Below are 17,942 nucleotides of genomic sequence, written 5' to 3'. Positions count from 1 at the left end.
GGCCGAGGGGAGGTGTGGGCCTGCGCCGCGCCCCAGCCCCGTGCTCCGTGCCCGGTGGCCGCTTCATTGCCCTTTAAATTCAGTGAGTATATAGTCTGCTTTAGGTATCCTGAAATAAAACTCTACATACAGGGTAAACGCGGCTATGGGGGTAGACATGAGGCGGAAGGGTGCGGGCTCCAAGGTCTTTGCGTGGGTCCTCTCGTTTGTGATGACGCTCTCGCTGGTTCCCGCCGTCCCGCAGCGGGCGGTGGCGGCGGACGACCTCTCCTTCGAGGAGGGGCACATCAAGGTCACGGGCAAGGTGACCGTGGCATCCGACAAGCAGCTGGTCCAGGACCTGCGGTGGTCCTTCCCCTTCGAGAACCCGCTGCGCCCCGGCGAGGGCATCGCCGACCCGGGCCGCCCCTACAAGTACGTCATCTGGCAGTCCAAGAAGGCCACGAGCTCCGACACCTGGAGCGCCTGGGAGTCTCGGAGCGCCTACAACGACTCCAACAAGATCCGCGTGCTCAACGTGGCGCCCAACGCGGCCTCCAAGGCCTACCTCACCAACTGGATGAACATGGCGACCACCGACCCCGCCACGGGAGAGGCGACGACGGTGGGTCGCGGCCTCATGGACATCACGGCCATCACCTTGGACGAGTACAACGCCAACCCCAACGGCCACCTCATGGAGACCGTCCAGGACGCCCAGGGAAACAGCATCCAGCAGTACAGGTACGACGTCATCATGTTCGGCACCTACGACGCCAACGACAGCAAGGACCTCGTCGCCGCCTCCCGCGACGCCACGGTGGAGTTCGCCCGCCACGGCGGCGGCCTCATGTTCGGCCACGACACGGTGACCGGCTCCGCCTCGTCCACGGCCGACCCCTACGCCGACATGACCTCCAAGGCCCTCCACCACCCGTACTTCAACCGCTTCGCCAAAGAGGACTTCCTGGACATCTTCCCCGGCCAAGGGGGGACCACCTACGTCCTCAACCACTGCAAGGTCGTCGACACGGGCTTTCTCACCTCGCGCCCGTGGGACCTCAACGGCCAGACCCTCACCATCCCCACCACCCACGTCCTGGGCCAGAGCGTGAAGCCGGGCTCCAACGCCCGCGTGTGGATGCAGATGAGCGACGCCTCCGGCAACGTACAGGGCATCCGCTTCACCCAGGGAAACGGCACCGACAACTACTACCTCGTCACCAACGGCTCCAACGCCATGATCCAGACCGGCCACTCCAACGGCCAGGCCACCGTGGACGAGGCCAAGGTCTTCGCCAACACCCTGCTCTACATCGCCCAGGGGTCGCGCTACACCTCGGGCTCCGACCTCTCCTTCGCCGACGAGGATGCCCCCTCCGAGGCCACCGCGTCCCTGCGCCGGGTGACGCTCACCCGGGACGGCAAGAACTACTCGGCCACGCTCAACCTCCGCGGCTCCGTGGACGCCGGAACGCAGTTCGCCTACAAGATCCAGGGCATTCCCCAGGCCGCCCTGCAGAACGCCCCCGAGTACGTGGAGCTCTGGAGCGACCCCGAGACCTTCGACGACGCCCCCGACGAGACCGCGTCCCTCGTGCAGACGGCCCTCTCTGGCCTCCGCGGCTACTGGGTGCGCTCGGTGGACACCGACCCCACCCCCGTGGCGGTGACCAGGTCCCAGGTGGTGACCTCCCAGATCGTGCCGGCCAGCAACGCCACCGACACCGTGACCTACACCTCGGCCCAGAACCTCTCGCTCGACACCCAGTACTACGCGCACGTCTACGCCGTGGACTGGGCCGGCAACGTGAGCGGCGACACCGTGGTGCCCATCCAGGTGCTGGAGCGCCGCGCGCACTTCCATCGCAACGAGGACGGCGCCTCCGATCCCGAGTCCGAGGACGACGAGGCGCAGTCGCTCTTCACCAACAACCACATCATCGCCAGCTACCCCGACGACCCGGTGCGTGACGGCTACCGCTTCGACGGCTGGTACCTCGACAGTGCCGCCACCGGCACGCGCGTCGTGGCCGACGGCACCTACCCGCCCTCCGGCTCCGATCCCAAGGAGCCCCTCCACGCCTACGCCAAATGGGTCAAGACTTGGGGCGTGATGGTGAGCCAGAAGGGCAACGGCACCACGGGCATCCAGGTCGACGGCGCCGACCCCGTGCCGGTGGACGACCAGGCGCACACCTACGACACCGGTACTCGGCTCTCCGTCTCCCTCAAGGCCCCCGCGGGCGGCTCGATCGGGTCGGTGTGGCTGGACGACGAGCTGCTCGCCCCCTCCGCCTACGAGGGCGGCACGCTCGACCTCGGAGCCCTCGGGGACGACCACCACGTGGTGGTGGAGTACCTCTCGGCCGAGGTCGAGACCCCGGCCTACGCCCAGGTGACCACCAGGCTCACCGGCGACGCCGGCAGCTCGACCATCACCAAGTCGACCAACGTGCCCACGGGCGGCGACGAGGCCGTCGGCTACCGGGTGGACTGGGCGGTCGACCCCGACCGCGAGGTGGAGGCCGTCTACGTGGACGGCGTCGAGCGCCCCGACCTCGTGGCCCGCGGCGCCACGTCCGTGACCTTCTCGCAGGTCGATCGCGACCACGACGTGGAGGTCAGGCTCAGGCCCAAGGGCTCCCCGGCGTCCACGGGCGAGCACCGCGTCTCCACGCGCCTGACCGGCGGCCCCGGCACCATCAGCCCCTCCGTCACGGTGGCCGACGGCGAGGGGGTCGAGGTCACGGCGTCCATCGCCGAGGAGTTCGCCTCGTCCTACGACATCAGGAGGGAGAACGTCGTCGTCACCGACGCCGACGGCAACCCCGTCACGCCCGAGGAGGTCACGGTGAACGACGACGGGTCGGTGACCGTGCGTCTGCCCGAGGGCTCCAAGGACTGCACGGTGGAGGTGCGCCTCACGCCCAAGGACCAGGCCGGCAACGTCACCCTCCCCGAGGGCGAGCAGGTACGCATCGACACGGGGGTGACGGGCCGGGGCACCATCAGCCCCTCCGCCATCGTGCGACGCGGCGGCGACTACCCCGTGACGTGGGAGCCGGCCGACGGCTGGGTGCTCCAGGGCGTCACTATCGACCGGGCGCGCTCCTTCTACCCCGAGCGCTCGCTGGCCGACCGCCTGACTACCAAGGAGACCGACGTCCCGCAGAGCCAGGGCCTGCTGCGCTCCCTGCTCCGCATGGCCTCGCCGGCCCGCCTCATGGCGGCGGCCGACGACGGGGGAGATCCCGCCGGGGGCGGGGAGGAGGGGCCGCGGGAGGACCCCGTCATCGACGACGCCGGCTCGTACCCGTTCTACGGGGTCGACCGCGATCACACCGTCCACGCCACCTTTGTGAGGGCGGACGCCGTCACCACCGACCCCGAGGAGCACGACGGCACCACCTGCCGCGTCTTGACCTCGATCGTGAGCGAGGGGCCGGGCTCCATCACCGCGAGCGCCAGCGCCCTCGCCAAGGGCTCCAGCTACCCGGTGTCCTGGGACGTTCCCGAGGGCTACGCCGTCACCGGCGTCTTCGTGAACGGCGAGAGCCGTCCCGACCTGGCGGGTGCCGGCGAGGTCGTCCTTGAGGACCTCCAGGCCGACGCCACCGTCAAGGTGGTGGTCGAGAGGGTCCGTACGGGTTCCGGCCTCAAGGTGAAGGAGCATGCGGACGGCGTCGCGGCGTTCGTCTACAACGGCACGCAGCCGGGCTCCAAGGTGCTCTCCACCCTGGCGTCCCTCAACGACGACGAGGCCACCGCCTGGGCGCGGTCGATCGCCGAGAGGACCGGGCGCCCGTTCCTGGGCTGGAGCACCTCGCCGGAGGCGTCCGTGCTCGTCACGTCCAACGACACGCTGCCCGAGGGCTACACCACGGTGTACCCGGTGTTCGGCGCCGCCGCCGAGAAGGGCGAGCCTTCGAGTACGCCCGAGGACGGCCCCGACGACCCGGGTGACCCTGACGACCCCGACCGCCCCGTGGACCCGGATGCAGAGCCGGTGGACCCCGCCGACCCCGGCAGCACCCCGGCCCACGACCCCACCGTCGACCCCGACGGGACCGGCGACACCTTCATCACCAAGGTCCTGCGCAACCTCACGCACCCGCGCGGCGTCAACCGCGTGGGCGACACCGTGCGCTACTACATAACGGCTCAGAACAACCGCCTGGCCAACTGGGAGGGCGTGACGGTCTCCGACCCGCTGCCCCAGGGCGTGGTGCCCCAGGCGGGCACCATGAGGCTCATCGTGCGCGACCTCTCCGACCTCGGCGCGGGGACGGCCCTGGCGGTGCCCGACAGCGCCTACGACGCCGCGACCCGCCGCGTCACCTACACGCTGGGCGACGTGGCCCCGGGCACCGCGAGGACCCTCGTGTTCGACGCCACCCTCACCGCCGACGCCCTTGCGGGCGTGCCGCTCGGGACGCCCGTCGCCAACAGCGCCAGCGTCCTCGGCACCACCGACGGCACCCGCACCCCGGAGGACCCCGATCACCCCGACGGCCCCGAGCTGCCCGCCGTGCCGGCCGGCCCCGCCGGCGGTGTCACCGCGGACGTGGAGCTCCCCGACGACGGCGCCGTCCACTGGGCGTCGCCGGACATCTCGGTCACCAAGTCCGCCGAGAACCTCACCGACCCCTCGGCGCCCGTCACGCGCGTGGGCGACCGCGTCTCCTATGCGGTGGAGATGGTCACGGACAAGGCCGACTCCGCCATCGAGAACGGCATCATCAGCGACACGCTGCCCGAGGGAGTGGAGGTCGACACGGCCACCATCAGGCTCTCCGTCAAGGGCGGCGAGCCGGTGGCGGTGGCGCCCGAGGCCTACGACGCGGCGACCCGCACCGTCAAGGTGGCGTGCGGGACGCTCATGGCGGGGGAGAGGGCGCGGCTGACCTTCGAGGCCACGGTCTCGCCCGCGGCCCACGGCCTCTCGATCCCCAACGTGGCCACGGGCACCAACGTGCTGGTGGGCCCCGACGACACCGTCGTGCCGGGCGCCCCCTGGACCGACCCCGTCCCGGAGGGCGGCACGGACTCCGCGCCGGCCTACCCGGCACCGGGTGACAGCGAGCACGCCGTGATCTACGCCGACCCGGAGCTCGCCCTGGAGAAGACCGCCGAGAACCTCAGCCGCGAGGACGACTGGTACCTCGGCGACACCGTGGGCTACACGGTGGTGCTCTCCAACCGGAAGGACCCGAGCATGGGTCACGGCGCCGTGCTGGTGGACGTGATGAGCGACGGCCTCGCTCTCGACACCTCCTCGCTGGAGCTCACGCTCCCCGACGGCACGGTGCGGAGGCTCTCCATGGGGGACGTGGAGTTCGACGCCGCGTCCAACACGCTGCGCGTCCCGGTGGGCGACCTCGCCGGCGGCGAGAACGCGACCCTCACCTACCGGGCCACGATCCGCGAGCCCTCGGCCCCCGGCAAGATCGTCAACAGCGTGTCCGCCACGGCGACCGGCGAGGGTGGCTCCGCCATCCCCGACGGGTCCGACGGCGCCGCCGACGTGTTGATCCGGCTCTCCTCGGCGAGGCTCCCGGGAACGGGTGCCTCCGCCTCGGCGTCGGTCCTCTACCCGGTGAACGGGAGGTTCGGCCTGCTCGGGCGCATGGCCGACGAGCCCGCGCTCCACGCGGCCCTGACGGTGGCCGCGGCGGTCGTGGCCGTGATGCTTGCGAGGGTGTGGAGGCGCAGGCACGCGTAGGCGTAGGGCATCCCATCCCCCGACCGGACGAGAGGGGGCGGGGCCGTCTTCGTCGGCCCCGCCCCCTCTTTCCGTGTGGCACCGGGAACGCCCGGCCGTGGCGACGGCGCCCCTGTCCCTCGACAGGCGCGCCGCGGGTGGCTAGATCCGGTGGAAGAACAGCCCGCTTCTCAGCTTGGGCTCGAACCAGGTGGACTTGGGCGGCATGAGGCGGCCCTCGTCGGCCACGGCCATGAGCTCGTCCATGGAGGTGGGGTGGCAGGCGAAGGCCACGCCCCCCTCGCCGGCCAGGCGCCCCAGCTCCTCGGTGCCGCGGTTGCCGCCCACGAAGTCCAGGCGGGGGTCCTGGCGCGGGTCGGCGATGCCGAGCACCGGGCCCAGCACGCGGTCCTGCAGCACGGCCACGTCGAGCGCGTCGGCGGCGTCGGCCGCGGCGGTCTCGGCCGCGAGGGCCGCGGAGGGCGTCAGCCGGTACCAGGTCCCGCCGCAACACATACCGAAGGTGCCCGGCGCCGTGGGCGCGGCGTCGGCGGCGTCCACGGGCGCCACTTCGAAGCCGGCCGCCCCCACGGCGCCCACGAGCTCCTCGGCGCCCAGGCCGGCGCGGTCGGCCACCACGCGGTTGTAGGCGAGGAGCTCGAGCTCGTCCGCCGGGAACAGCACGGCCATGACGGTGTCGGAGGCCGCCTCGCTGCCGGCGGGGGCGTCGCGGCCGGCCATGGCGCCGGAGCTCTCGCGCCGCTCCATGGCCACCCGCACGGCCGAGGCGGCGCGGTGGTGGCCGTCGGCGATGTAGGCCCCCGGGATCTCGGAGGCGGCGTCGGCGAGCTCGCCGCGCAGGTGCCGGTCGTCCACGCGCCACACGGTGTTGCGCACGCCCTGGGCGTCGGTGAAGTCGTAGAGCGGCTCGCCCGCGCACACGGTCTCCACGGCGGCGGCCACGCGGCCGGCCCCCTGGGCGTCGGCGCGGTAGGCGAGGAACACGGGCCCCGTCTGGGCCGAGAGCGCCCGGATGTGGCGCACGCGCCCCAGCTCTTTCTCGCGGCGCGTGTTCTCGTGGCGCCGCACGGCGCCGGCCACGAAGTCGTCCACGGCCACGCAGGCCACGAGGCCGGTCTGGGAGCGGTCGCCGTCCTGCTCGCGGTAGACGTAGAACGTGGGCTCGTCGTCCTGGCGGTACACGCCCTCCTCCACCTGGCCGGCAAAGCGCCCGGCGGCCAGGGCGCAGGCCTCCTCGCCGTCGGGGTCGCCGCCGTCTGCCACCCAGAGGCCGGGGACGTCGACGCCGAGGAACGAGAGCGGCTCGGCCTCCACGGCGCGCCGGGCCTCCTCGAGGTCCACCACGTCGTAGGGCAGGGCGGCGGTGCGGGCCGTCAGCTCGGGCGCAGGCCTAAGGGCAGCGAAGGGATGGATGTGCATGGGGGCTCCTATTTGATGACGCGCACGCGCCACATGTTGGGGATGGAGGAGAGGCGCTCGATGATGCCCGGCTCCAGGTGCTCGTCGGTGTCGAACATGGTGTAGGCGGCGCGGCCGGCGTTCTCGTTGGTCATGCGCTGCACGTTGGCGCTGGCGTCCGCCAGCACGGCGGTGATCTGGCCGAGCATGTTGGGCACGTTGGCGTGCAGGCACGCGACGCGGCTGGCCCCGCGGCACACGCCCATGTGGCACGTCGGGTAGTTGACGGAGTTGGTGATGTTGCCGTTGTCCAGGTAGTCCACGAGCTCGTCCACGGCCATGCGGGCGCAGGAGGCCTCGGCCTCCACGGTGCCGGCGCCGGTGTGGGGCGTCACGTAGGTGTGGGGCATGTGGAGCGACCTCGGTGTGGCGAAGTCGGTGAAGAAGCGCTGCACCTGGCCCGACGCCAGGGCGGCCTCCATGGCGTCCTCGTCGACCACGTCCTCCCGGGCGTAGTTGAGCACCACGGCGCCGGGGTTGAGCAGGGAGAGCTGCCCGGCGCCGATCATGCCGATGGTGTCCTCCTTGCGGGGCACGTGCACCGTGAGGTAGTCGCAGCCGCGGCAGAGCTCGTCGAGGTCCTCCACCGGCGTGACGTCGCGGGAGAGCTGCCAGGCGTGGTCAACGGAGAGGTACGGGTCGTAACCGCACACCTCCATGCCCAGGTCCACGCAGGCGTTGGCCACCTTGGAGCCCACGGCGCCGAGACCCACGACGCCGATCCTGCGGCCGGCCACCTCGCGGCCCACGAAGGCCTTCTTGGAGGCCTCGGCCTCGGCGTAGGCGTCTGGGTCGTCCTCGTGCTCGCGGCACCAGCGCATGCCGCCGAGCACGTCGCGCGAGCCCATGAGCAGCAGGCCCACCACGAGCTCCTTCACGGCGTTGGAGTTGGCGCCGGGGGTGTTGAAGACCACGACGCCCTGCTCGGCCAGGCGCTCGTGGGGGATGTTGTTGACGCCGGCGCCGGCCCGCGCGATGCAGCGGATGGAGTCGGGCACCTCCATGCCGTGGATGTCGGTGGAGCGCATGAGGATGGCGTCGGCGCCCTCGGCGTCGGGCGCGATCTCGTAGCCCTCGGCGATGGTGGACAGGCCGTCCTTGACGATGTCGTCGATGATCTTGATGGTGCGCATGGGGTCTGGTCCTCTCGTGAGCGGTGTGCGGTGGCTGGGCGCCGGCCCGGACGGCCGGCTAGAAAGATCGCCCGGTCACCGAGAGCTCGAAGGACTCCATGAAGGCCACCAGGTCGCGGACGGCGTCGATGCCCACGGCGTTGTAGATGGAGGCGCGGATGCCCCCCACGAGGCGGTGGCCGGCGAGCCCCACGAGGCCCTGGCCGGCCGCCCGGTCCACGAACTCCCGCTCGAGCTCGGGGGTGGGGAGGCGGAAGGTCACGTTGGCCACGGAACGCGACGAGGGCACGGCGCAGCCGCGGTAGAGGTCGGAGCGGTCGATGGCGCCGTAGAGCAGCGCGGCCTTCTCGGCGTTGCGCTCGCCCATGGCCTCGAGGCCGCCCGTCCCGCGCACCCAGTCGAACACCTTGCCGCAGAGGTAGATGCCGAAGGTGTTGGGGGTGTTGAGCATGGAGCCCTTGGCCAGCTGCGCGGAGTAGTCGAGGTAGGTGGGGCAGACGCCGAGCGCCGGCCCGGCCTCCACGAGGGAGCGGTCCACGACGATCACGCACACGCCCGAGGGGCCGGCGTTCTTCTGGGCGCCGGCGAAGAGCAGGCCGTAGTCCGTCACGTCCAGCGGGAACGAGAGGAAGCACGACGAGACGTCCGCCACGAGCGGCGTGCCCCCGCAGTCGGGGAGCCCGTGGAACATGGTGCCGTAGATGGTGTTGTTCTGGCAGATGTAGCCGTAGTCCATGCCCGCGAAGGCCTCGGGCGCCGGGAGGTCCGGGATGCGGTCGAACCCCGTGGGCTCGCTCGTGGCCAGGATCTCGGCGCTGCCGTACCTCGCGGCCTCCTCGGCGGCGACCTTGGCGAAGTGGCCGCTCACGATGTGGCCGGCGCGGCCGCGGCGCATGAGGTTCATGGGGATGCCCGCGAACTCGAGCGTGGCGCCGCCCTGCAGGAAGAGCACGCCGTAGGAGTCGGGGACGCCCAGCACCTCGCGGAGCGACGCCTCGGCGGCGTCGACGACGCGCCGGTAGGCGGCGGAGCGGTGGCTCGTCTCGAGCACGGACATGCCGGTGCCGGCGAAGTCCATGAACTCCGCCTGGGCCGAGAGGAGGACCTCCTCGGGCATCTGGGCGGGGCCTGCCGAGAAGTTGCGCGGTCGGACCATGGGGCATCTCCCAACGTCGCGGGACAGACGCTAAGAGCATAGCCCGGGCCCCGGCGGCGCGGCCGGCCCTGACACCGGGTGGTAACGAGGGGGCGCGGCCGCTGCGCTATGCTTGGGGCAGATTGAAAGGAGCCCCGCCCATGCCCTTCGCTCCCGACGCCGACCCCGCGGCCTTCTCCGCGGCCCCCGCGGTGTTCTTCGACTTCGACGGCACGCTCGCGAACACCGTCGAGTCCATCCGCGCCACGGGGCGCCGCGCCCTCATGGACTACGGCCTCACCGAGGAGGAGGTGGGAGACGTCAACCGCATCATCGGTCCAGCGTTCCCCGGCGCCTTCTCCGAGGTCTACGGCCTCACCGAGGAGGACGCCGTGTGGGTCACGGCCCGCTACCGCGAGCTCTACCGCGAGCAGGGCCCCGAGGCCTGCGCGCCCTACCCGGGCATCGTGGGGCTCCTCGACGCCCTGCGCGGCCGGGGCCGCACGGTGGCGGTGGTCACCTGCAAGCAGACCGTGCTCGCCTCCGCGGGCGCCGAGGCCCACGGCTACCTCGACCGGTTCGAGCGCGTGGTCGGCAAGCCCGACGACTCCCCGGTGACCAAGGCCGGGCTCGTGGCCCGGGCCCTCTCGGAGCTGGGCCTCGACGCCTCCCAGGCCGTCATGGTGGGGGACCGCAGGAACGACATGGAGGGGGCCCGCGCCAACGGTGTCCTGGCCCTGGGCGTGGCCTACGGCGCCGGGACCGCCGACGAGCTCTGGGAGGCCGGCGCGCAGTGCGTCGTCGACTCTGTGGCCGCCCTGTCCGACGTTTTGCTCGGGCGGGGGACGGGTACGCTTCTTTGAACAGGTCTCACGACGGCATAAGGAGAGGACCATGGCAGACGATCAGAAGAACCCCATCGAGGGCCTGGGCGACATCGCCCACAACGTGTTCCTGGCGGGCGTCGGGGCCGCGGCCATCGTCGGCGAGAAGGCCGGCCAGGTGGTCGACGACCTCGTCAAGAAGGGCGAGCTCACCGTCCAGCAGGGCAAGGTGGTGAACGAGGAGCTCAGCCAGAAGGCCGCCGGCGTGGTCAACGAGACCACCGAGAACCTCATCAAGACCCACCTCAAGAACATGACGCCCGAGCAGCGCGCCGAGTTCGTGGCCAACGTGCGCTCCATGGCCGACGACATCGAGGCCAAGGCCGACGAGGCCTCCGACGAGGCCGCGGCCGACGCCGACGACGCCGCAGAGGCCGTGGAGGCCGACGCCATCGAGGTCGACGAGGACTAAGGACCCATGGCGGAGGACTCGAGGAAGATCTCGCCGGATGCCGAGCAGGTCGACGCCGACCTCTCGGCATCCGGCTCGCAGGAGGTCGTCATCGGCCTCTTCGGCGAGCGCGTGGTGGGCACCGGCGACCTGTCGGCCCGCGCGCGCCACCGCCGCCTGCGCGAGATCTTCGCCATCCTGCGCCGCTACGACATCCTCCGGGGCCTCACGCCCCAGAAGCTCGTGTCCATGCTGGAGGACCTGGGCCCCACCTTCGTGAAGGCCGGCCAGATCCTCTCCATGCGCTCCGAGATCCTCCCCGAGAGCTTCTGCCGCGAGCTCGAGAAGCTCCGCACCGACGTGGAGCCCATGGGCTACCGGACGGTGGTGGAGGTGCTCGAGCACGAGTACGGCCGCCCGGTGGGGGAGGTCTTCTCCCACGTCGACGAGACGCCCCTCGGCAGCGCCTCCATCGCCCAGGTGCACCGCGCCACCCTCGTGACCGGCGAGGACGTGGCCGTGAAGGTCCAGCGCCCCCGCGTGCGCGAGGTCATGGGCCAGGACATCGAGATCATGCGCACCGTGGTGCGCCACGTGGCGCCGTTCATGGGCGGGGACCAGTTCCTCGACCTCAAGGCCGTGGTGGGCGAGCTCTGGGACAGCTTCAACGAGGAGACGGACTTCCTCGTGGAGGCGCGCAACCTCCAGGAGTTCCTGGCCGAGAACGCCTCGGTCCGCTACGTCACGGCGCCCGCGCCCCACATGCGCCTGTGCACGGCCCAAGTGCTCGTGATGGACTACGTGGCCGGCCCCACCATCTCCAAGCCCAAGGAGATCGAGGCCGAGGGCTACGACCTCGTGGAGATCGGCACCAAGCTCGTGGAGAACTACGCCAAGCAGGTGCTCGACGACGGCTTCTTCCATGCCGACCCGCACCCCGGCAACATCATGGTGGCCGACCGCAGGATCGTGTTCATCGACTGGGGCATGGCCGGGCACCTCTCCACCTACTACCGCGGCATCCTGCGCTCCATGCTCACGGCCGTGGCCGAGCACAGCTCGCCCAAGCTCAAGCAGGGGCTCCTGGAGCTCTCCGAGAACCGAGCGAGCGGTGCCGACATCGACCATGGCGCGCTCCTCGCCGAGCTCGACGCCATCGTGGACACCTACGGGTCCATGAGCCTCGAGGAGCTCAACCTGGGGCAGTTCCTCTCGGACCTCATCCAGCTGGCGCGCACCTACTCCATCGAGCTGCCGGGCGCCATGACCATGATCGCCCGCGGGCTCGTGACCCTCGAGGGCGTGGTGGACGAGTTCCTGCCCGGCGTCTCCATGATCGAGATCGTGGAGAACCACGTGCGCGACAGCCAGGACCTGCGCTCCCTCGCGAGGGGCGAGGCCCGGACGCTCGCCCTGGAGGGCCACAAGGCGCTCCACGGGGCCCTCGAGGCCATGGGGCAGGCGGGGCTCGTCACCGACATGCTCACCCGCGGCCAGCTCAAGCTCAACCTGGACTTCTCCGGGTCCCAGGACCCCATCGAGGACCTCTCGCACATCGCGGACCGCCTCACCCTGGGCATCATCATCGCGGGCCTGCTCGTGGGCAGCTCCATCATCTACTTCGCCGGCGCGAGCTTCACGGTCCTGGGCGTGCCGCTGCTTGGCTTCCTCGGGTACGTGCTGGCCATATCGCTCTCCATCTACATGGTCCACGACATCCTCAAGCACGACCGCAAGCGCAAGCGGTAGGAGATTCGCTGTAGCGGGCGGCCCCCTTTCCGGCGCCCCGGCCTCCCCGCGCTACCATGGACGAGGCTCGCCCCTACAGAAAGGCCATCCATGCGCGAAGACGACCGTTCGAAGGTTTCTGTCATAGTCCCCGTCTGCAACGTGGAGACGTACCTGGCCCAGTGCCTCGACTCCATCCTCGGGCAGACCCACCGCGACCTCGAGGTCATCTGCCTGGACGACGGGTCGACGGACGGCTCGCTCGCCATCCTCGAGGCCTACGCCGCCAAGGACGGCCGCGTGCGCGTCGTGGCCAAGGAGAACGAGGGCTACGGCGCCACGTGCAACCGCGGCATCGACATGGCCACCGGCCGCTGGGTGTCGATCATCGAGCCCGACGACTGGATCGACTCGACCATGTACGCCGACATGCTCGCCTTCGCCGCCTCGTTCGACGAGGTGGTGGACGTGGTGAAGTGCCCGTGGACCGACTGGTACGAGTGGGACGACCCCGCCACGGCCCACAGCGCGCCGGGCTCGCTCGCCGGCAGGCTGGCCACCTCCAAGGAGTCGTTCACGCTGGCCGACGAGCCCGTCCTCATCGAGGGGCACCCCTCCGTGTGGTCGGCCGTCTACCGCAAGGGGTTCCTCGACGCCAACGGCATCCGCTTCAGGCCCTACCCGGGTGCCGGCTGGGCCGACAACCCCTTCCTCATCGACACCCTGGCCCGGGCGCGCTCCATCGTCTACCTGGACACGCCCTACTACAACTACCGGGCCGACCTGCCCTTCGCCACCCTCGACCACAAGACCGACGAGGCCGTCGCGCGGCCCTTCGACCGCTGGCTCGACATGCTGGACATCCTCGAGGGCCTCGGCATCGACGACCGCGGCATCCTCGAGGCCCACTACCTGCGCGGCTTCAACTACGCCGACGGCGCCGTGTTCGACGACGGCGAGGACAACCCGGTGGTGGCGGCCAAGACGCGCGAGATGTTCTCGCGCATGGACCCCGACATCGTCTACTGGCACCCCAAGCTGCGCGCCCGCCGCAAGAGGCGGTTCCAGGAGGTAACGGGCGACCACCGTCCCCTCATGCCCAACCCGCGCCGCATGCGCTACCTGGCGCAGGAGAGCCTCTACCAGTTCGAGGAGCGCGGGGGCGTCGTGGGTCTGGGCGGCCGCGTGGCCCGGTTCGTCCGCGACCGGCACATCGAGAAGGGCACCCGTCCCGACGGGGAGTGAGGCACCCTCGACGCGTCTCTGAGGCCCCTGCCCCGTGGAAGGAAGATTTCTGATATGAAGATGTGGTTTGGCGAGACGACCCGCGGCTCCGGGATGGTGTTCACCATGGTCTACGTCGAGGACGCCCCCGCCGACGTCACGTTGACCGTGAGCAACGCTACGTCGGACGGCTCCCCGCTGCCGTGCGGCGTCTACCCGTTCGACCGGTTCGGCGGCTACGTGCTCAACGTCCCGGTGCTCCAGGTGCCCCAGGCCGTGCGCGTGGTGGCGCGGGACGGCGCGGGGTCGGTGCTCGCGGAGGCCGCCAAGACCGTCGACCCCAGGGTCGCCAAGGTGCTCTCGCGGTTCAACACGGCCCGGCGCAACCCCGTCGCCCTGGCCATCCGCAACAGCAACCGCCTCGTCCGCGCCGAGTCCACCACGGTCAAGGTCATGAACGTCATCAAGGGCGTCCACGGCGACAGCCTGATCCATGGCAGCGTCTCCCGGGTCTCCTCCTCCGCGAACGGCGTCGGCGGGTCCATGCGCTTCGACGTGCTCGGCCCCGCCGGCACCCCGGTGCAGCTCGACCCCTGGACCGTCCTGTCGGACGACTCGGTGGAGGACCCGGACCATCCCGGCATCGTCCAGCGCACCGTCCAGTTCTCCGTGCCGATTCCGGCCAGCGAGCGCTCCATCGTGCTCTGGGCCCGTGGCGGCGACGGCGACGAGACGGGCGGCTTCCTGGCCCTCCAGCCCCATATGCTCGAGGGCATGAGGGAGGCGTGGCGCGGGCTGACGCTGTCGGCCGACCGCGACCCGCGCTACGAGGACTGGTTCTTGGAGCACCACCGGGCGTCGGCCCGCGAGCTCGAGGTCCAGCGGGTGAGGGTCTTCAACGAGACCCCCGTGTTCTCCATCGTGGTCCCCCTCTTCCGGACGCCGCTCGACTACTTCCACGAGATGGTCGAGTCCGTGCTGGCCCAGACCTACCCCCGCTTCGAGCTCATCCTCGTGAACGCCAGCCCGGAGGACGGGGCCCTCTCGGCGGCCGTCGCCTCCTACGTCGCCGACGACGACCGCATCAAGGAGGTGCGGCTCGACGGCAACCGGGGCATCACCCTCAACACCAACGAGGGGATAAGGGCGGCCACCGGCGACTTCGTCGCGTTCTTCGACCACGACGACGTCCTCGAGCCCGACATCCTCTACTCCTACGCGGAGGCCGTGAACGCCCACCCCGACACCGACCTGCTCTACTGCGACGAGGACAAGCTCGTGGAGGGGCACTACCGCAACCCGTTCTTCAAGCCCGACTGGAGCCCAGACCTCCTCCTCGGGTTCAACTACGTGACCCACATGCTCACGGTGCGCCGCTCCATCCTCGAGGAGCTCGGCGAGCTCCCCGGCCACGAGTTCGACGGCGCCCAGGACTACAACATGACCTTCCTCGCCTCCGAGCGGGCGCGCAACATCTTCCATGCCCGCAAGGTGCTCTACCACTGGAGGGTCCACCCGGGCTCCACGGCGGCCTCCTCGGGCGCCAAGTCCTACACCTCGGTCGCCGGCGTCCGCGCGCTCCAGGGCCACCTCGACCGCACGGGCATCGCCGGCACGGCGCAGGCCCATGCCCGGAGCAACGACTACTACGTGGACTACCGTTTCGACGAGGAGCCGCTCGTCTCCATCGTCATCCCCAACATGGACATGGTCGACGTGCTGTCGGCGTGCATCGACTCCATCAGGGAGAAGACCATCTACTCCAACTACGAGATCGTGGTGGTGGAGAACAACTCTTGCGAGAGGGCCACGTTCGACTACTACGACAGGCTGGCCGAGGACCCGAGGGTCAGGGTGGTCACGGTCGACACGGGCGGGAAGTTCAACTTCTCCAAGGTGGTGAACCACGGCTTCTCCGAGGCGCGCGGCGACTACCTCCTCATGCTCAACAACGACACCGCGGTCATCGAGGGAGGGTGGCTGACCACCATGATGGGGGTCTGCCAGAGGCCCGAGGTGGGCGTCGTGGGGGCGAAGCTGCTGTTCCCCGACAAGACCATCCAGCATGCCGGCGTGGGCATCGACCGCGGCGGCCCCGATCATCTGGGCCGCGACCTCCCCGGCAACACGACGGACTACTACAACATCTACGACACGCCCCACAACCTCTCGGCGGTGACGGGGGCCTGCCTGCTCACCAAGCGCGACGTCTTCGAGAAGGTCGGCGGCCTCGACGAGAGCTTCGCCTCCGACTACAACGACGTGGACTACTGCATGAAGGTACGCGACGCCGGCTACCTCGTCACCTACGACGCCCGGGCGGTGCTGTTCCACTACGAGTCGCTCTCCCGCGACGTGGGCGGCAACACGCGGCGCCTGCTCCTCCATTACCGTGAGCGTGGCCGCCTCATCCAGCGCTGGCCCGCCTACTGGGCCGTCGGCGACCCGTACCTGAGCCCGAGCTTCCGGCCGGGAACGCTCTACCGAAACCTCGGGTAGCCATCGACGGTCCCCACGAGAGAGGGGCCCTCCCACCGGTCGGCGGGAGGGCCCCTCTCTCGTGACGTCGTGTCGTCCGCCGGTCAGATGGCCAGGATGGCGCCGTACAGGTAGAGGAGGTACCAGAGGTCGAGGAAGGTCGCGACGCACAGCACCCCGGTCGCCGCGGGGCGCGTGAACGCCACGCTTCGGCCGCGTACGGCGAGGAGGAGCAGGGGGAGCACCGGGATGAAGTAGCGACCCTGGACGCCGAGGATGACCGACTCGGTGTCGAAGGTGAACGACGTCGCGAGGGCGAGGAGGCTCGCGAGGACGACGATCACGAAGACGGCGAGGCAGACGGCCCGGAGGAGGGGGCGGGCGACCGTCTCGTCATCCGGCGACCTCAAGGCGCTTGCGAACAGGATGCCGTAGAAGCAGTAGCCGAACACCTGCGGCGCGACGAGCTGGGGCTGGAACCACCCAAGGCTGCCGCCCCACATGGAGTAGAGGTAGAAGTTGCCCTGCGCCTGGAGCGTGTCGACGTAGAGCTGCACCGTCATGGCCGGGTCGGCCACAAGCTCGCCGATGGAGTAGTACCGGCCGGTCTGGTCGCCGCGCACCGCGAGGGCCTTCTCGCCGCCCCCGTCCAGGGCCTGGGTCGCGCTCACGATCGAGCCGAGCCGGAGGGCCGCAAGGGCGACGACGGCCGCGCCGAGACACCCCGCCTTGTAGAGGAGCGCGGTCCTGCGCGACTCGAACCGGGAGGCGGGGATGAAGAAGACCAGCGCCATGACCGGCAGGTAGATCACCTTGCAGGGGATGGTGAGGAAGGCGGCCACGGGTATGGCGGCCATCATGGGGCGCCCCAGGGGGCCGTCGTCGAAGACCGCCTTGAGCAGGAGCGCCGTGAGAAGGAGCATGAGCCCGAGACCGCCGGTGTCGTAGGAGTAGGAGGCGGCGAGGTGCAGGCTCATGGGAAGCAGGGAGACGACCCGAAAGGCGCCTTTGGCGACGGGGGTCAACCTGACCGCGGCCCAACAGAGCAGGATGTAGTACGCCAGGTTGCACAGCCGTCCGAGGTAGAAGAGGGGGAGGGGCCCCAGGTTGAGCAGCCGTGCGACGAGGACGCCGAGCACCGGTGCCCATTTGACCTGGGGGAGGTTGGAGGTCCACGGGTAAGGCGACGGCACGGCTACGTCGACCGTCCCCTGCTCGGCGGCCACGATCTCGAAATCCTCCAGCTGGTCCTCGTAGGACTCGCGGTCCATGACGGTCTCGCCCGGAAGGGCGGTGAAGAAGTTGCGGTCCGCGGTGCGCACGCTGATCGTGTCGTCGGTGGCCGTCTGGCCGAGCAAGGCGTCCGAGTACTTGTAGGTGCAGTAGAAGTGGTAGGACTCGTCGGGCACGGTCCCCGGTCCGAACACGATGCAGAAGCCCAGGCCCAGGGTGATGAGGGCCGCCAGGTACGCGCGGTCGGTGGAGGGCAGGCCCCTCTCGGCGGCGTGCCGCCCCGCCTCCGGGCGCGGTGTGCCCAAGACGGTGACGAGCACGAAGGCGGCCACGGCGACAACGCCTGCGACGACGACCCACTTCGTGTGGAAGAGCACGAAGAGGAACGCGGCCGCGGCGAGCAGGGCGACGGCGCCCGCGATCGCCCATCGGGGGACAAAGGGTGCCGTCAGGCACCCGTCGGATCGTCCGTTCTGGTCGGTGGGTCGCGGTTCTGTCACATGTCCTCCCCTGTAGGTGGAGCCTGTATGCTTGGTTCGGCTGGTCGCTATTCTAAAGGTGGTGCCCTTCTCTC

The 17,942-nt window shown here is 70.4% G+C and carries 10 protein-coding genes; 6 read left to right on the top strand and 4 right to left on the bottom strand.

Features of this window, described 5'->3' with window-relative positions:
* Positions 1-157: 157 nt before the first annotated feature.
* On the top strand, positions 158-5,704 hold the full coding sequence (locus tag NFR49_RS03855) for an InlB B-repeat-containing protein (protein ID WP_251158339.1): 5,547 nt from the start codon (positions 158-160) through the stop codon (positions 5,702-5,704).
* A gap of 141 nt (positions 5,705-5,845) precedes the next feature.
* Here NFR49_RS03855 and NFR49_RS03850 read toward each other — a convergent pair whose 3' ends face one another.
* The 3 genes from NFR49_RS03850 to serC are packed head-to-tail and all read right to left on the bottom strand — an operon-like array spanning position 5,846 to position 9,451.
* Positions 5,846-7,123 (bottom strand): DUF1015 domain-containing protein, encoded by a 1,278-nt coding sequence (locus NFR49_RS03850; protein ID WP_251158338.1) that lies wholly within the window; start codon positions 7,121-7,123, stop codon positions 5,846-5,848.
* Between the two features lie 8 nt (positions 7,124-7,131).
* Positions 7,132-8,295, bottom strand: coding sequence for a phosphoglycerate dehydrogenase (locus NFR49_RS03845; protein WP_251158337.1), 1,164 nt, complete (start codon positions 8,293-8,295; stop codon positions 7,132-7,134).
* A gap of 58 nt (positions 8,296-8,353) precedes the next feature.
* Positions 8,354-9,451: a 3-phosphoserine/phosphohydroxythreonine transaminase gene (gene serC / locus NFR49_RS03840; RefSeq protein WP_251158336.1), complete on the bottom strand. Its 1,098-nt coding sequence runs from the start codon at positions 9,449-9,451 to the stop codon at positions 8,354-8,356.
* A 140-nt stretch (positions 9,452-9,591) separates the two neighbouring features.
* Here serC and NFR49_RS03835 point away from each other — a divergent pair, with 140 nt between their 5' ends.
* From NFR49_RS03835 to NFR49_RS03815, 5 genes are all read left to right on the top strand, one after another.
* Positions 9,592-10,293 carry an HAD family hydrolase gene (locus tag NFR49_RS03835; RefSeq protein ID WP_251158335.1) on the top strand — a complete coding sequence of 234 codons (702 nt, stop codon included), beginning with the start codon at positions 9,592-9,594 and terminating at the stop codon, positions 10,291-10,293.
* Positions 10,294-10,324: 31 nt separating this feature from the next.
* Positions 10,325-10,726, top strand: coding sequence for a phasin family protein (locus NFR49_RS03830; RefSeq protein WP_251158334.1), 402 nt, complete (start codon positions 10,325-10,327; stop codon positions 10,724-10,726).
* Positions 10,727-10,732: 6 nt separating this feature from the next.
* Complete coding sequence (locus tag NFR49_RS03825; RefSeq protein ID WP_251158333.1) at positions 10,733-12,454, top strand: ABC1 kinase family protein; 1,722 nt, start codon at positions 10,733-10,735, stop codon at positions 12,452-12,454.
* A gap of 90 nt (positions 12,455-12,544) precedes the next feature.
* A complete protein-coding gene (locus NFR49_RS03820) occupies positions 12,545-13,678 on the top strand; it encodes a glycosyltransferase (RefSeq protein ID WP_251158332.1) in 1,134 nt (377 codons plus the stop codon).
* 54 nt (positions 13,679-13,732) lie between these two features.
* A complete protein-coding gene (locus tag NFR49_RS03815) occupies positions 13,733-16,156 on the top strand; it encodes a glycosyltransferase family 2 protein (protein WP_251158331.1) in 2,424 nt (807 codons plus the stop codon).
* A gap of 83 nt (positions 16,157-16,239) precedes the next feature.
* Here the strand turns inward: NFR49_RS03815 and NFR49_RS03810 are convergent, their stop codons facing one another.
* Positions 16,240-17,868 carry a DUF2142 domain-containing protein gene (locus tag NFR49_RS03810; protein ID WP_251158330.1) on the bottom strand — a complete coding sequence of 543 codons (1,629 nt, stop codon included), beginning with the start codon at positions 17,866-17,868 and terminating at the stop codon, positions 16,240-16,242.
* Positions 17,869-17,942 lie beyond the last annotated feature (74 nt).

The organism is Caniella muris (assembly GCF_943193035.1).
GTDB classification, from domain to species: Bacteria; Actinomycetota; Coriobacteriia; order Coriobacteriales; family Atopobiaceae; genus Granulimonas; species Granulimonas faecalis.
This window is presented reverse-complemented; position numbering and strand designations above follow the sequence as displayed.

Coding starts and splice junctions, on each gene's coding strand:
- NFR49_RS03855 (WP_251158339.1), top strand. CDS start 158: ATGAGGCGGAAGGGTGCGGGCTCCAAGGTCTTTGCGTGGGTCCTCTCG.
- NFR49_RS03825 (WP_251158333.1), top strand. CDS start 10,733: ATGGCGGAGGACTCGAGGAAGATCTCGCCGGATGCCGAGCAGGTCGAC.
- NFR49_RS03830 (WP_251158334.1), top strand. CDS start 10,325: ATGGCAGACGATCAGAAGAACCCCATCGAGGGCCTGGGCGACATCGCC.
- NFR49_RS03850 (WP_251158338.1), bottom strand. CDS start 7,123: ATGCACATCCATCCCTTCGCTGCCCTTAGGCCTGCGCCCGAGCTGACG.
- NFR49_RS03845 (WP_251158337.1), bottom strand. CDS start 8,295: ATGCGCACCATCAAGATCATCGACGACATCGTCAAGGACGGCCTGTCC.
- NFR49_RS03835 (WP_251158335.1), top strand. CDS start 9,592: ATGCCCTTCGCTCCCGACGCCGACCCCGCGGCCTTCTCCGCGGCCCCC.
- NFR49_RS03820 (WP_251158332.1), top strand. CDS start 12,545: ATGCGCGAAGACGACCGTTCGAAGGTTTCTGTCATAGTCCCCGTCTGC.
- serC (WP_251158336.1), bottom strand. CDS start 9,451: ATGGTCCGACCGCGCAACTTCTCGGCAGGCCCCGCCCAGATGCCCGAG.
- NFR49_RS03815 (WP_251158331.1), top strand. CDS start 13,733: ATGAAGATGTGGTTTGGCGAGACGACCCGCGGCTCCGGGATGGTGTTC.